The 14,587-nt window shown below is 51.4% G+C and carries 11 protein-coding genes; 8 read left to right on the top strand and 3 right to left on the bottom strand.

The annotated features are described in order from the left end of the window. Positions 1–9: 9 nt before the first annotated feature. Entirely contained in the window at positions 10–1,254 is a 1,245-nt protein-coding gene (locus tag JZI27_RS10955) for a glycosyltransferase family 2 protein (protein ID WP_280207528.1), read from the bottom strand. Further along, positions 1,251–2,237: a GDP-mannose 4,6-dehydratase gene (locus JZI27_RS10950; RefSeq protein WP_280207527.1), complete on the bottom strand. Its 987-nt coding sequence runs from the start codon at positions 2,235–2,237 to the stop codon at positions 1,251–1,253. Before JZI27_RS10950 ends, JZI27_RS10955 begins: the two co-directional genes overlap by 4 nt. A 280-nt stretch (positions 2,238–2,517) precedes the next feature. Here JZI27_RS10950 and JZI27_RS10945 point away from each other — a divergent pair, with 280 nt between their 5' ends. Next, on the top strand, positions 2,518–3,228 hold the full coding sequence (locus JZI27_RS10945; RefSeq protein WP_280207526.1) for a hypothetical protein: 711 nt from the start codon (positions 2,518–2,520) through the stop codon (positions 3,226–3,228). Positions 3,229–3,233: 5 nt separating this feature from the next. Here JZI27_RS10945 and JZI27_RS10940 read toward each other — a convergent pair whose 3' ends face one another. Next, the gene (locus JZI27_RS10940) at positions 3,234–4,973 is read right to left on the bottom strand and encodes a phospho-sugar mutase (protein ID WP_280207525.1); all 1,740 of its coding nucleotides are present in this window, start codon (positions 4,971–4,973) and stop codon (positions 3,234–3,236) included. 151 nt (positions 4,974–5,124) lie between these two features. On the opposite strand from JZI27_RS10940, the gene gmd reads away from it, so the two are divergent. The 7 genes from gmd to JZI27_RS10905 all read left to right on the top strand — a co-directional run bounded on the left by gmd (position 5,125) and on the right by JZI27_RS10905 (position 14,583). After that, positions 5,125–6,090, top strand: a complete 966-nt coding sequence (gmd, locus tag JZI27_RS10935) for a GDP-mannose 4,6-dehydratase (protein ID WP_251242972.1) — start codon at positions 5,125–5,127, stop codon at positions 6,088–6,090. Positions 6,091–6,356: 266 nt separating this feature from the next. Continuing rightward, on the top strand, positions 6,357–7,379 hold the full coding sequence (locus JZI27_RS10930) for an asparaginase (RefSeq protein ID WP_251242971.1): 1,023 nt from the start codon (positions 6,357–6,359) through the stop codon (positions 7,377–7,379). Positions 7,380–7,446: 67 nt separating this feature from the next. Next, the gene (locus tag JZI27_RS10925; RefSeq protein WP_122910280.1) at positions 7,447–9,126 is read left to right on the top strand and encodes a peptide ABC transporter substrate-binding protein; all 1,680 of its coding nucleotides are present in this window, start codon (positions 7,447–7,449) and stop codon (positions 9,124–9,126) included. A 69-nt stretch (positions 9,127–9,195) separates the two neighbouring features. After that, entirely contained in the window at positions 9,196–11,280 is a 2,085-nt protein-coding gene (locus JZI27_RS10920; protein WP_122910281.1) for a sigma-54 interaction domain-containing protein, read from the top strand. Beyond that, the gene (gene pepV, locus JZI27_RS10915; protein ID WP_122910282.1) at positions 11,270–12,691 is read left to right on the top strand and encodes a dipeptidase PepV; all 1,422 of its coding nucleotides are present in this window, start codon (positions 11,270–11,272) and stop codon (positions 12,689–12,691) included. Before JZI27_RS10920 ends, pepV begins: the two co-directional genes overlap by 11 nt. Before the next feature lie 15 nt (positions 12,692–12,706). After that, on the top strand, positions 12,707–13,639 hold the full coding sequence (locus JZI27_RS10910; protein ID WP_122910283.1) for an ABC transporter permease: 933 nt from the start codon (positions 12,707–12,709) through the stop codon (positions 13,637–13,639). Between the two features lie 20 nt (positions 13,640–13,659). Beyond that, a complete protein-coding gene (locus JZI27_RS10905; protein ID WP_412850162.1) occupies positions 13,660–14,583 on the top strand; it encodes an ABC transporter permease in 924 nt (307 codons plus the stop codon). Positions 14,584–14,587: the final 4 nt, after the last annotated feature.

Genomic DNA, 14,587 nt, shown 5'->3' with positions numbered 1-14,587 from the left:
TTATGGATGTCAAAAAATAGGCGAGGGTTTTCTTTTTTCTTTCATCCATTGCTGAAGGGTACTGTTCCCTTTGAGAAAATGATGGTAAAAGGCGTATTCCTCGTCAGAAAGAGGCATGATTTGCTCTGCCACAAAGCTGACTGTTCGTTTTCCTAGCTCCGATCGGGGATCTTCCTTGACGAATTGCCTGCTGGACAGGATTTCCACGGAGCAACCTGGACCTGGCGAATCGATAGGGATTTCCAAGGTGAAGTCATTGCCGCCTGAGGTACGGATAGGGACCAGATTCCCGTCGACCAGGACGTGGAATTGCAAGGGCAGTGTGGGAATGGTCTGTGAGCCGTGGACGACGAGCGTATGCAACGGGTACTCGGGGTCAATTTCGAGGTGGATGCGCAAGTATGGGGGAGCCCACTGATCGGCAAAGCGATTAGACGATGCCAGTTTCGGGGTTTTTCCGAATAAATGGTAGGTTTTGAACAGATCCAGGAACCAGAAAACGCCCTTCTCGCGATAATCCTTTAAAAAGTGAAGCAGCCATTCATTGGCTACAGTTCCGAAATGCTTCATACTGGTTTTCATAATTTCAGGGAAGCCGATATCGATCAGGCTGGTCACGGACTTACAGGCATCGTGCAAGCGGGAGGAGGCGAGATAGTCTTCCATCCAACCGATGGTAAACCTGGCGGAGATGCGCAGCCACAGGTCGTAATCCATGCAAAAATGCAGATCTTCATCGACACCGCCAACATCCTCTAGCACGTGCTTGCGAATGAATGCGGTAGGCTGGCAAATAATGCAGTGGTAAAACATTTTTTTGCGATCAAATGGGACCCACGGATATTTGTACATGATTTTATTTTTCTCGTTGATGTGCAGCCCTTTTCCATACACCATCGCCCAATCGGGATGACTGGTCAGGCTGTTGACTGCCTTCGTCACCGCTTGCGGGAAGTACGTATCGTCGGAATTCAGCCAACCGATGATCTCGCCCTTCGCCATTTGTAATCCTTTGTTTATGGCATGCGATTGACCGCGATCAGGTTCGGAGATATAGCGAAAGCGATCACCGAGCTGCTGACTGTACTGCTTCAGAATCGTCTGCGTGCCATCCGTGGAGCCGCCATCGACTACGATATGTTCGATCGCCGGATAATCCTGCCGGCATACACTGTCGATCGTCTGTTGAATAAAAGCAGCCTGGTTATAGGACGGAGTAATAATCGATACCAGTGGCATGGAATGATTGTTCAACAGTTGTCCCTCCCTGACTTCTTGCGGTCATGCAGTACAATGCGCCAGTAATTCAGCAGATCGTGCATTGTGGTTGCAAAAGGGATCTGAGGAGCCCAGCCAGTCTTGGCTCGAAAGGCGGAGGAATCTCCTACGAGAATCTCGACATCAGACGGCCGCAGACGATCCGCATCCACTTCGATGGCGACCTTAACGTCTGTAAAGGAGAGCAGGGTTTGCAGCACTTGTTCAATCGTATACGCCGTGCCGGAAGACAGATTGTAGACTTCACCAGCGTCACCGTGCTCCAGTGCCAGCCAATAGGCTTTGACAATGTCGCGGACATCAGAAAAGTCACGTTTCGCCTGCAGATTGCCAACGAGTACCTTTGGCGGCTGCAACCCTCGTTCAATCTGGGCGATCTGCTTGGCAAAGTTCGAGGTGACGAAGTACTCTCCCCTCCCTGGTCCTGTGTGATTAAACGTACGAGTGCGAATGATTGGGATTCCGTAGCTCTGGAAGTACTGAAAGCCGAGATAGTCTTGTGCGATTTTACTCACTGCATAAGGATTGAGGGGTCTTAGGGGATTGTTCTCTTTGACGGGTGTCTCATGAGGATAGACCAGTCCATACTCTTCACTTGAGCATGCGATATGGATCTTACAGTTCAGATCCAATTTGCGCACGGCTTCCAGGATGTGAATTTGACAGACTAGATTGTTGACCAGCGTCTCGGAGGGAGAGTTCCACGAGGTTGGGACAAAGCTTTGCGCAGCTAGATGGAAGATCAGGTCAGGCTGTATCTCTTTAAGCATGAGATGGACGGAGTGGGGGTCCCGTAATTCACATTCGACGAGATGAATCTGATCGGTCAGGTGTTTGAGAAGATCCATGTTACTTCTCACGCGGAAGGTGCCACATACCTCTACATCTCCTCGGGAGATCAGGTACTCAGCCAGGTGACTGCCAGCAAATCCGGTAATTCCCGTAACCAGTGCTCTCAATGGACAACCTCCTTTTGTCGAGCGCGTGAAGGGTCGACTCTCCTGCATGACAGGTTCGTCCTTGCAGGAGATAGGAATGGAGCAGTCTACCCTGTTATTCATATGGTTTGGAGGAGAACATGCCACGGCACTCGCCTTGCAGCAAGAGGACTTTCAGCGCATACACAGGGCATTCGTCCAGATCGGCTCACATTTTTTGCAATGTTCAACACTTGACCACGCTTTGTCGACGATCGAGCCATACAATAGTTCGAAACGACAGCAGCATAGGAGGTTGAAGATGGCTTCTACGATCAATCTGTATGAAAAAAAAATCTTCTCCCAGAACGGAGAGGATGGAATGATTGAGGAGATTTTCACGCGAATCGGTACGACCAACCGCTTTTTTGTGGAATTTGGTGTAGAAGACGGAATGGAGTGCTTGACGCGTCATTTGCTGGTCCATCATGGGTGGTCAGGAGTGATGATGGAGGGGAGCGAATCACATTTTCGAAATCTGGTGGCGAATACGGCGATGTACCCACAAGTGCATGTCAGTCATCAGTTCATCACACACGACAATGTTCCCGGACTTTTTAAAGCACATGGCGTTCCTAACGAGTTTGACCTGCTGGTGATCGACATTGACGGGAATGACTACTGGGTGTGGCAGGCGCTCGACGCTTACAAGCCAAGGCTCGTCGTGATTGAATACAATGCCTCGTACCCGCCGCCGCAGAAAATGGTCATCCCGTACATGGAGAACTTTTGCTGGGATGGGACTTCTTATTTCGGCGCCAGTTTAAGTTCGCTTGAAGCGTTAGGTAAAAAACTGGGGTATGCCTTGGTCGGTACGGACACGCGTGGGGTCAATGCCTTTTTCGTACGTCAGGATCTTCTCGCAGCTTTAGGTTTTCCAGCCCTTCCAGCGAAGTTAGCGTACCATCCACCGCGATATGGCCCGGACAAAGGGGGACACCCGCATCGCAGTGGCCCGATTTTGGAGATCTAGCATGCCTATGGTGAACCGATCAGTCGGATTAGCTCCTGTTTGAGGAGGGCGAGTTTTTCGGTACTGTCCTCGAGGGAGATTCCTTTCGTTCCGATGTAGAGCTTGATCTTTGGCTCCGTACCAGAGGGGCGAATACAAAACCAGGCATCACCCTCCAATCCGAACTTGAGCACATCCGAGCGGGGGAGCATCAGCGGCTCGCAGCTTCCTTTTTCCAGATCAAAGCGTATGCCCTCCAGGTAATCCTCCCTGTAGATCACGCGATAGCCGAGGAGCGAAGGAAGGGGGGTGCTGCGAAGAGAGGACATCATGGCAGTCATGGACTCCACACCTTGAATTCCTTTGTATGTGAGCGTATGCAGTTCCTCGCAGTAGAACCCGTAGCGATCAAACAGCTGTTGCAAGGCATCGAGGAGACTTTCCTTTCTAGCTTTGTGATAGGTGCACAGGTCAGCGAGCAGGAGCGCACTTTGGACCGCATCCTTGTCTCGGACAAAATCCCCGACCAGCATCCCGTAGCTCTCCTCATACCCGAATTGAAACACATACTGACCGCTTTTCTCGTATTCGGCTATTTTTTCGCCAATGTATTTAAAACCTGTCAAGGTATCTTCGGTCACCAGTCCAAAATCTCGGGCGATCTGACTGCCCAGCTCGGAGGTGACGATGGTCTTCATCATGATCCCGTTGTCTGGGAGCGTGCCTTTGTTTTTCTTTTGGTTCAATACATCGTACAGCAGCAGGGCGCCGATCTGGTTACCCGTGAGTGGCACATAGTCACCTGTCGTGTTTTTGACCAGAACCCCGATACGGTCGCCATCCGGGTCAGTACCGATGATCAGATCTGCATGTGCCGCCTTCGCATCGCGGATCGCCAAGGCAAATGCCTGGGGGTCTTCGGGATTGGGGGAGGAGACTGAGGAAAAGTCAGGGTCCGGATCAGCCTGCTCCTGCACAAGTGCGACCTGCTGATAGCCAAAAGCGGCCAGACCCTTGCTGATGGCTTCACCTGTCGTACCGTGAAGCGGTGTAAAAATGATCCGAACATCGTCACGAGCAGACGCAGACAAATGGGTGTGCAGGCGAATACTCTTTACCTGCTCCAGATATGCCTCAAGGACAGAATCGCCAATCGTAGAAAGCATCCCTGTCTGCCGCAATTCCCTTTCGTCTGCGACCTCGATGGCTAGTTCGTCACCGGTTTCCTGGATAAGCGCCATCAGCTTGTCAGCAGTATCAGGGGTGATTTGTGCACCATCGGAGCCATACACCTTGTAGCCGTTGTATGAAGCAGGGTTATGGCTGGCTGTAATGACGATGCCGGCTATGGCGGCTAGATGGCGCACCGCAAAGGACAGGAGGGGAGTGGGGAATACACGGTCGAAAAGATAGACGCGAATTCCGTGCTTGCCCAGCACTTTGGCCGCTTCTTCTGCAAACAAAGGAGACTTGTGGCGGGAGTCATAAGCGATGACGACCCCCGACTGCCTGGCTTGCTCTCCCTGTGAGAGCAGGTAGCGGGAGAGCGCTTCTGTTGCCTTGCGGATGGTGTAGATATTTATTCGGTTGGTGCCTGGACCCAATTCTCCCCTCATTCCGCCAGTCCCAAAATCGATCGTTCGATAAAAGTGTTCCACGACAAGCGATTCATCTGTTTGAATGGCGTCCAAAGCGGATCGCATTTCCGCGTCAAGAGCCGGGAAGTTCAGCCAGCGTTGATAGGCAGCTCTCCATGTTTCATGCATGTCAAATCTTCCTTTCAAGAATGAATCGATCATGTACCATACTGTTACCTTATTGACAACCTAGAAAATGCGTGCGGCAACAAGGCACAAACGGCTGGCATTCACAATATACAAGTCAGTGATGGCTATTATTCATATTGGGGGGGAGCCGATGAAAACAGCTTTTATCACGGGGATCACCGGTCAGGACGGCGCATATCTGGCTAAATTCCTGCTGGAAAAAGGGTATTGCGTAGTCGGATTGGTTCCCCGTCGGAGCACTGCGAATCTTTGGAGATTGGAGTATCTGCAGATAGCAGATCAGGTGAGATATGAAGATGGGGATTTGCTTGACGTAACCTCGCTGATTCGTGCGATGAAAAGAAGCAAGCCGGATGAAGTGTATCACTTGGCAGCGCAAAGCTTCGTCGGCTCTTCATGGGAACAACCGATCCTGACCGCACAAGCAACGGGGATGGGCGTCCTGCACGTACTGGAAGCGATTCGGGAGACTGACCCTTCCATCCGTATGTACCAGGCCTCTTCCAGTGAGCTTTACGGATTGATTCAGGAGCCCCAGCAATCGGAACAGACGCCCTTTTACCCCAGAAGTCCGTATGCTGTGTCCAAATTGTTCGGCTACTGGATGACGAAAAATTACCGGGAGAGCTTTCAGATGTATACCTGCAATGGAATTTTGTTCAATCATGAATCACCACTGCGAGGTCCGGAATTCGTGACGCGCAAAGTGACACAGGCCGTAGCCCAGATTGTGTCAGGAAGCCAGAAGGAACTGCGGCTGGGTAATATTTTTGCGAAGCGGGATTGGGGTTTTGCAGGAGATTTTGTGGAGGCTATGTGGCTGATGCTGCAGCAGGAAGAGCCGGATGACTATGTGATTGCCACCGGAGAAACGACCACGGTGGAGGAAATGTGCAAGGTTGCATTTGATTACGTTGGGCTGAATTATCAGGATTATCTGGTGATTGATCCACAACTCTACCGACCAGCAGAAGTAGACATTCTATTGGGCAATCCCGCCAAGGCCAAGCAAAAGCTGGGATGGTATCCCAAAACAAAGTGGCAGGATCTCATACACATGATGGTGGAAGCAGATCTGCAACGGAACGGAAAATAACAACACTTGGTAAATAGGCACCCCAAAACGCTGATAAAGCAGGGTATTGGGGTGTTTTGTCTATTGTTTTTTAATAGGGTTACCTATTATGATAAATATACGTGTTATATTCTTTTATGGGCTGACCTGTTATCGGGCGAATTGTATAAGAAGTAAACAGAAACAGCGGAAAAATGGGTGATTTCCACCTTGTTCGAAGATTGGCACAATATTTGCTTATTATCAAACCAACAAGGATTCCAACACATAGAAAAAGGAGACTTGTTATGAATGTGGTAGTCAACGTATACCGGGGGGAACAGGTAGAGAGCTCTCATCTCGGTCACATCGCAGTAGTCGATCAACACGGGACCTTGCTCTATTCTTACGGTGATCCGCAGCGACTTACCTTTGCCCGGTCCAGCATGAAACCCTTGCAGGCGATCCCGATCGTGGAAACAGGAACAGCAGATCGGTACCAGTTGGAACCGGCCGATTTATCTCTTTGCTGCGCTTCGCATAGTGGAGAGCCTCGTCATCGCCAGCGTGCACTGGGCATGCTTGAGCGAGCAGGACAGCTCGAAGCAACGCTGCAATGCGGCACCCATGTGCCAAGGCATGAGGACAGCTACAAGGAGCTGATACTTGCAGGGAAGCAGCTGACCCCTGTGTACAGCAACTGCTCGGGCAAGCACGCTGGAATGATCGCGACAGCCACTCATATGGGAGAGGACGTAGCGACATATCTTCTGCCGGATCATCCCGTCCAGCAGCGGATTATGGATGTTGTGGAAGACATTACGGGATATCCGAAAGAGAAGATTCAGTTGGGAACGGACGGCTGCGGCGTACCTGTACATCGCTTGCCGCTTGCCAACTACGCCTGGGCATTCGCGAAGCTGGCCAAGCCGGAAGCGATCTCCAATCCCGTTCGCCGGGATGCGGCGAAAAGAGTCGTAGAGGCGATGATTGCCCATCCGGAAATGGTCGGAGGAGAAAATCGCTACTGCACTGACCTCATGACAGCGTACAAGGGCAGGATCGTCGGAAAAGCAGGTGCAGAATCCGTCTACTGCCTGGGAGACCGCGAACGGGGAATTGGCATAGCGGTCAAAATCGAGGATGGCGGAGCGCGCGCAATCAACCCGGTGGTCAACGAAGTTCTTCGTCAGCTGGGAATCGATCTGGATGGCGCTTGGAAAGAGCTTCATGCTTACACCAATCCGCCTATTACCAACATGAGTGGTACCGTTGTCGGTCGTATTGAGACGACCTTCCAGCTGAAGCCGGAGAATGTTTCAATCTGTTAATAAATGGCCGATCTTGAAGAAAAGCCATTTGTTATATGTGTTTTTTCAGAATAAAGGGGGTACATGCATGAACATGAAAAAAGGATGGAAAGTGCTGAGCACGGCAGCCCTGCTGGCTGTTCTGGTCGTGACAGGGTGCAGTCAAACAGCGGCTCCAGCGCCACAGGATTCGGGAGCTGGGACGGGCACAGGTCAACAACAGGAGACGGCACCTGCTGGACAAGCTGACATGACCGCAAAGCTGCGCCTCAACCTAAAGACAGAGCCACCTTCTTTGGATCCGCCGAAAGGCTTTGACAGTACGTCCAATGAAGTGCTGAACGCTACGATGGAGGGTCTGGCTCGCCTGGACCAAAACCACGTACCTCAGCCCGCAATGGCTGAGAAGTGGTCGATCAGTGAAGACGGCAAAACGTACACCTTCACCCTGCGCGATACAAAATGGTCCAACGGAGATCCTGTGACCGCGCACGACTTCGAGTTTGCATTCAAACGCATTCTCGATCCGAACAATGCGTTCCCCTCTGCTTTCCTTGCTTATTACATCGATGGAGCTGAGGCTTACAACAAAGGGGAAGGGAATGCGGACGGCGTCAAAGTAAAGGCAGTCGATGACAAGACCTTCGAAGTGCAGCTCAAGGCGCCAGCCGGCTATTTCTTGCATATCATCACGCAGCCAACCTTCTTCCCTGTCAATAAAAAGGTCGTGGAGAGCAATCCGAAATGGGCGGAGAACGCCTCTTCCATCGTGACCAACGGACCGTTCAAAATGGAAGATTGGGTCCATGACCAATCCGTCAAAGTGGTCAAGCATGACGGCTATTGGGACAAGGATTCCGTGAAGTACGCGGGCATTGACTGGGTGATGGTCAATGATGAAAACACGCAGTACCAAATGTACAAGACCGGAGAACTGGACATGATCCAGACCGTTCCGATCGACCTCAAGCAAAAGCTGATTGATTCAGGCGAAGCAAAAGTAGAACCGGAAGCAGCCATCTACTACTATCGTATGAACACCACGATGCCTCCGTTTACCAACGTCAATATCCGCAAAGCTTTTGCCTTGGCTCTCGACCGTCAACTGCTGATCGACAACGTGGTGCAAGGAAAACAGCTTCCTGCTATGGCACACGTGCCAGTCGGCTTCCCAGAGCCAGACGGAACCGATTTCCGTCAAAAAGGCGGAGATTTCTTCAAGGACAATGACGTGGAGCAAGCCAAAGAGCTGTTGAAAAAAGGAATGGAAGAAGAGGGCTGGACTACTCTGCCAACCGTCACCATGACCTTCAATACCAGTGATACCCACAAGGCCATCGCTCAGGTGGTTCAGGAAATGTACAAGAAAAACCTCGGCGTGGAAGTAAAACTGGAAAACAAGGAATGGAACGTCTTCCTTGCTGAGCAGCGCGCTCGTCAGCTGCAGTTCTCTCGCTCCACAATCCCTGCGGATTACGGTGATCCAATCAATTACCTGGAGCTGTTCGTGACCGATCACCCAGGAAACCGCATCAACTACAGCAATAAAGATTACGATGCACTCGTAGAAAAAATCCGCAACACAGCCGATGAAAAAGAGCGCTTTGCTCTAATGCATGAAGCGGAAGCCATGTTCATGAACGACATGCCGCTCGTTCCGATCTACTTCAATACCAAGGTGTTCATGGATCAGCCGAACATCAAGGGAATTCTGCGCCATCCTGTAGGTACGATTGACTATAAATGGGCAGAAATTGAGAAGAAATAGTAAAATACTTGAAGACAAGGGCTAGCTCGGTTTGCCCTTGTCTTCACTTTACCTTTTGGAGCGAATGGAATGGAGAAAAAAACAGTTACCTTTATCGCAAAGATGGATGAATTCCTGCATTCTGCGGTCAGCCAGTGCGTGGAGCTAGGCGTATCGGATGATTTTCACATCGAAGGCATACGCATGGATCAGCTTGCCTACAGACCGATAGCAGAAGGCTCGCTGGTGGTCCTATCTACCTCGATGATTGAAAGCTTTGTAGAGCCGTACTTGCCACCAGGAACCAAAATGATTGTAGCCAAGCGGATGTTCTCCTATCAAAATTTGCGCGGCATGTTGGAGATTCCCAAAGGCGTTAAGGTACTGTTGGTCAGTGACACGCCAGAAACAGCACAGGACAACATTGATTTGATTCGCGCTGCCGGACTGGATTTCGACCTGTATCCGTACTATCCTGGAGCGGAATATCCGAAAGATATCGAGATCGCCGTAACACCAGGGGAAGCAGAGCATGTGCCACCGCATATCCGCAAAGTCGTCGATATCGGCTTTCGCGTCATCGATCTGACTACCTGGCTTGCGATCTACACGCATTTTGACAACGACAATTTTCAAAAAATGACGATGCGTACGCTGCAGTCCTTATTTTTTATCACGAAGGAACTAAACAACGAAATTCAGCACGCTCATCTGTTGAGCAAATACCTGGAAGCCATCGTCAATGGTATCGAGGATGCCGTGATCGCCTTCGATGAAGAAGAAATCATACGCTTCGTCAATCAGAAGGCCGTCGACTCTCTGAATCTGCATGGAGCCCAGATCGTCGGGGAAAAGTCTCTTGCCTGCCTGCCGTCCGATTTTTACGAGCTGTTCATGGACTGCGGGGAAAATGAGGATATTTTGGTAGATTGGGCGAACAAAACCTACTTTTTTCGCAAGACCCACATTTTCATGGAGGGGCGCTTTCTGGGGAGCTTGCTCTTGTTCCGGCAAGCTGTGGAGATCGAAAAGCTCGAGCACGATTACCGCATGCGCCTCTACAACAAAGGGCTGGTGGCTAAATACCAGTTCGATGACATCTACGGGGAAAGCCCTTCCTTTCAAAAGGTCCTGCAGATTGCCCGCAAGATTGCGAGAAGCAACTCTACTGTACTCCTGCTCGGAGAGACCGGGACAGGAAAGGAATTGCTCGCCCAAGCTATCCACAATGCTTCGCCTCGCCGCCGGGAGCCTTTCGTCGGGGTCAACTTTGCCGCCATCTCGGAATCGCTCTTGGAAAGCGAGCTGTTCGGCTACGAAGAAGGGGCATTTACCGGTGCGCGAAAAGGGGGGCATATCGGCTGGTTCGAACTTGCCCACAAAGGGACGATTTTTCTCGATGAGATCGGGGACGCCAGTGGTGCCATCCAAAACCGTCTGCTGCGTGTACTCCAGGAACGGCAGATCATGCGTGTAGGCGGCAACAAGGTCATTCCTACCGATATCCGCGTCATTGCGGCGACCAACCAGGATTTGAAGCAGATGATCGAAGAAGGTACATTTCGTGCGGACCTGTACTTTAGGCTCAACATTCTTCCTATCCATCTTCCGCCCTTGCGTAAGAGGCAGGAGGATATACCATGGCTCGTGGAGCGCTTCATCCGCAGATACGCCTACGATTTGCGCAGACCGCCTTTTACCTTGTCCAAAGAAGCGATGAAAGCGATGCAGGAATACGAGTGGCCAGGCAATATTCGGGAGCTGGAAAATGTGATCGAATATCTGGCTCATGTGGTCGAAGAAGAAGGATACGTCTATCAATTGCCTTTCATGGTAGACCAAGAGAACGGCTCGATCGAACACGATGAATGCGAGGCAGTGTGTGAACAGCTGTATGAAGCGTACAGCCAGCGCGGCTTTTTAGCTGAAATGGTGGCCGTTTTGCAGGAGCTGAAGCAGGAGGGCAGTGGCCGTTACGCTCTCGGAGAGCAGCTCCAGGCACAAGGGATGGAGATTTCCTCACAACAGCTGCGCTATCGCTTGAAGCTTTTACAAAATGATGAATTGATACAGGTAGGAAAAGGAAGACAAGGCAGCAAAATTTCCTCTAAGGGAGAAGAGTTTCTCCGTTATCTAAACCGACGGAATGGAAGGGGAGATCGTCATGAGCTATGACTGGAAGGCGCAGGCACGCCAGCGACAGGATGCTTTTTTGGAGGAGTTGCACACATTTCTAGCAATTAACAGTATCGAGGACATGACCACTGCCGAAGAGGGCAAGCCGTTTGGTCGGGGCGTGGCGCAAGCGCTGGAATACCTGCTGTCTCGTGGGCAGGAAGACGGCTACGAGACCAAGAATCTCGACGGCTATGCCGGAACGATCGAGTACGGTGATGGCGAGGATGATATAGGCGTTCTTGTTCACATTGACGTGGTGACGGTCGGAGAAGGCTGGACGACTCCGCCGTTTGAACCAAGCATCCGGGATGGCAGGATTTATGCCCGTGGTGCTCTTGACGATAAAGGACCTGCGCTGGCTGCTTACTACGCCATGAATATCGTGAAGGACTCGGGCTTGCCACTGTCAAAGCGCGTCCGTTTCATCATCGGGACAGACGAGGAAAGCGGATGGCTGTGCATGCGTCATTTCATGGAAAAGGATTCCCTGCCGCAGATCGGTTTTTCGCCGGATTCCACCTTTCCCATGATTCACGCAGAAAAAGGGCAGATCAATCCGACTCTAACGATTCCGTCTGACGGACAAGCTGAATTTCAGGGTGGATTACAGCTTTTGAGCTTTGTATCGGGAGATCAGGGAAACAGTGTGCCTGAGCTGGCGAAAGCGAGTGTGCGGGCGGATGACTCGACGATCTTAGAGAAGATGCTGACCCAATGGCCTCATTTTTTGGAGGAGCAAGCGACAACAGGTCAGGTTAGCATGGATTCGGCAGGGCATCTTCACCTGTCGTTGAAAGGCAAACCAGCCCACGGCATGGAGCCCCACGTGGGAAAGAATGCGGGGACGACGCTTGCCTGTTTTTTGCAGCAGTTCCCGTTTGAAGGTGCCGCAGCTTCCTACCTTTCCTTGTTAGCGAACATCTTGCATGAGGATTTTTACGCGCAAAATCTCAACCTGGCCTGTGAGGATGGGGTGTCCGGCGCGTTGACGGTAAATGCGGGTATTCTGCGTTACAGTCAGTCGGAAGGCGCAACCGTACGTTTAAATATCCGCTACCCGGCTACCATTTCACGAGAGGAACGGATCCTGCGGTTAGAGGAGAGGGTAGCGGAATTGGGCTGGACGATTTCGGAGCTACGCTCCTCCAAGTCGCATTACGTTCCCAAAGACCATGAAGTCGTGCAAACGCTGTCGCGTGTTTATGAGGAGCAGACAGGTCTGCCAGCCGAGCTGCTTTCTTCTGGCGGGGCGACCTACGCCAAGATGATGCCGTCCGGTGTAGCATTCGGGCCGCTCTTCCCGGGCAAGGAATCAACGGCCCATCAGACGGACGAGTACATCGAGATCGAGGATCTGATGCGTGCGATGGCCATCTATGCCCAATCCATCTATGAACTTGCCAAGTAAACAAGGAGGGCTTCCATGACCAACTATTTAGTGAAACGCGTCCTGATGATGCTGGTGACCCTGTGGATCATCGTGACGCTGACATTTTCTTTGATGCATGCCATCCCTGGCAACCCGTTTGCATCTGAATCCGATCAGCTGCCTGAGCAAATCCTCGCCAATTTGCGTGCCAAATACCATTTGGACGAGCCGTTGCCCGTACAGTACCTGATGTATCTGAAAAACCTGGTCTTCCTCGACCTCGGCCCATCGATCAAGTCCGATTCCCGCAGTGTGAATGACATGATCGCGGACGGATTCGGAGCTTCGGCCTGGTTGGGCGGACAAGCGATATCCATCGCAGTGGTATTCGGTATTCTGTTTGGCATTATTGCGGCACTGAACCGCAATCGGACGCTGGATTACGTCGCTATGGCCTTGGCCGTATTGGGAGTAGCCGTTCCCAGCTTTATCATGGCGCCGCTGTTGATCAACTTTCTGGCCATTAAGTTTCCTCTTTTTCCTGTTGCTACCTGGGGGACTTGGATGCACACAGTCTTGCCTTCCCTTGCTTTGGCATTTGGACCGATCGCAATCATCACGCGCTATATGCGTGCGAGCATGATCGAAGTGATGAATCAGAACTATATCCGCACCGCCGAAGCCAAAGGAATTCCTACTGTTCTCATCGTGATCAAGCACGGTATTCGCAATGCGATCCTGCCTGTCATCACATTTTTGGGGCCTTTGATCGCATCTTTGATTACTGGAACCTTCGTGGTGGAGAAGATCTTTGCCATTCCAGGCATCGGAAAGTACTTTGTCGATGGCATTTTCAATCGGGATTACCCAGTCATTTTGGGGACGACTATTTTCTACAGTGCGATCTTGATTGTGACGATCTTTTTGATCGACATCGCGTACAGTCTGATTGATCCGCGGATCAGGCTCACCAAGAAGGAGGGATAAGTGTGGCGACAGAGGAAAGAATCGACCCGCTATTTCGCCCGTTGACCAAAGATGTGCAGGCCGTAGGCATCACCAGGCCCAGTCTTAGCAATTGGCAGCAAGTGGTCAGAAAATTGGTAAAGAATAAATTGGCGATGCTAGGGTTCTTTATTATCCTGTTTCTCGTCGTGATGGCCATCATCGGACCTTCGCTGGTACCCTATAGCCATTCCGACCAAAGCCTGCTGGATCGTAATAAGGAATTATCGGCAGAGCATTGGTTCGGTACGGATGAGCTCGGGCGCGACATGTTCGCCCGCACTTGGTTTGGGGCCAGGATCTCCCTGACGATCGGCGTAGTGGCGGCACTGATCGATTTGGTTATCGGCGTAACGGTAGGTGGAATCGCCGGATACATGGCGGGAAGAGGGAAAAAAGGAGACCGCATCGACAACATCATCATGAGGATCATTGAGATTTTGTACGGATTGCCGTATCTCTTGGTGGTCATTCTGTTGATGGTCGTGATGGAACCAGGCATTCTGACCATTATTATCGCCTTGTCCGCGACGGGCTGGGTAGGAATGGCACGTCTCGTTCGCGGTCAAATCCTGCAGTTGAAAAACCAGGAGTTCATCATGGCGGCACAGGTGCTCGGGGCGAAGTTTTCCCGTATCCTGCTGAAGCACTTGATCCCCAATACGTTTGGGGTGATCATTGTCAACCTGACCTTTACGATCCCGTCTGCGATCTTCGCCGAATCTTTCCTCAGCTTTTTGGGGCTGGGTGTACAAGCGCCTGATGCCAGCTGGGGAACGATGACGAATGATGCCATGGGTGTGATCCTGACCGGTGACTGGTGGAGACTCTTCTTCCCGGGACTGATGATTTCGCTGACGATGTTTGCGTTCAACGTTTTTGGTGACGGCTTGCAAGACGCACTAGACCCACGTCTGCGGGATTAGAGAG

The sequence above is a fragment of the Brevibacillus sp. AY1 genome, from assembly GCF_029870785.1.
In the GTDB taxonomy this organism is placed as follows: Bacteria; Bacillota; Bacilli; order Brevibacillales; family Brevibacillaceae; genus Brevibacillus; species Brevibacillus invocatus.
This window is presented reverse-complemented; position numbering and strand designations above follow the sequence as displayed.

Coding starts and splice junctions, on each gene's coding strand:
- JZI27_RS10945 (WP_280207526.1), top strand. CDS start 2,518: ATGGCTTCTACGATCAATCTGTATGAAAAAAAAATCTTCTCCCAGAAC.
- JZI27_RS10940 (WP_280207525.1), bottom strand. CDS start 4,973: ATGCATGAAACATGGAGAGCTGCCTATCAACGCTGGCTGAACTTCCCG.
- gmd (WP_251242972.1), top strand. CDS start 5,125: ATGAAAACAGCTTTTATCACGGGGATCACCGGTCAGGACGGCGCATAT.
- JZI27_RS10930 (WP_251242971.1), top strand. CDS start 6,357: ATGAATGTGGTAGTCAACGTATACCGGGGGGAACAGGTAGAGAGCTCT.
- JZI27_RS10925 (WP_122910280.1), top strand. CDS start 7,447: ATGAACATGAAAAAAGGATGGAAAGTGCTGAGCACGGCAGCCCTGCTG.
- JZI27_RS10920 (WP_122910281.1), top strand. CDS start 9,196: ATGGAGAAAAAAACAGTTACCTTTATCGCAAAGATGGATGAATTCCTG.
- pepV (WP_122910282.1), top strand. CDS start 11,270: ATGAGCTATGACTGGAAGGCGCAGGCACGCCAGCGACAGGATGCTTTT.
- JZI27_RS10910 (WP_122910283.1), top strand. CDS start 12,707: ATGACCAACTATTTAGTGAAACGCGTCCTGATGATGCTGGTGACCCTG.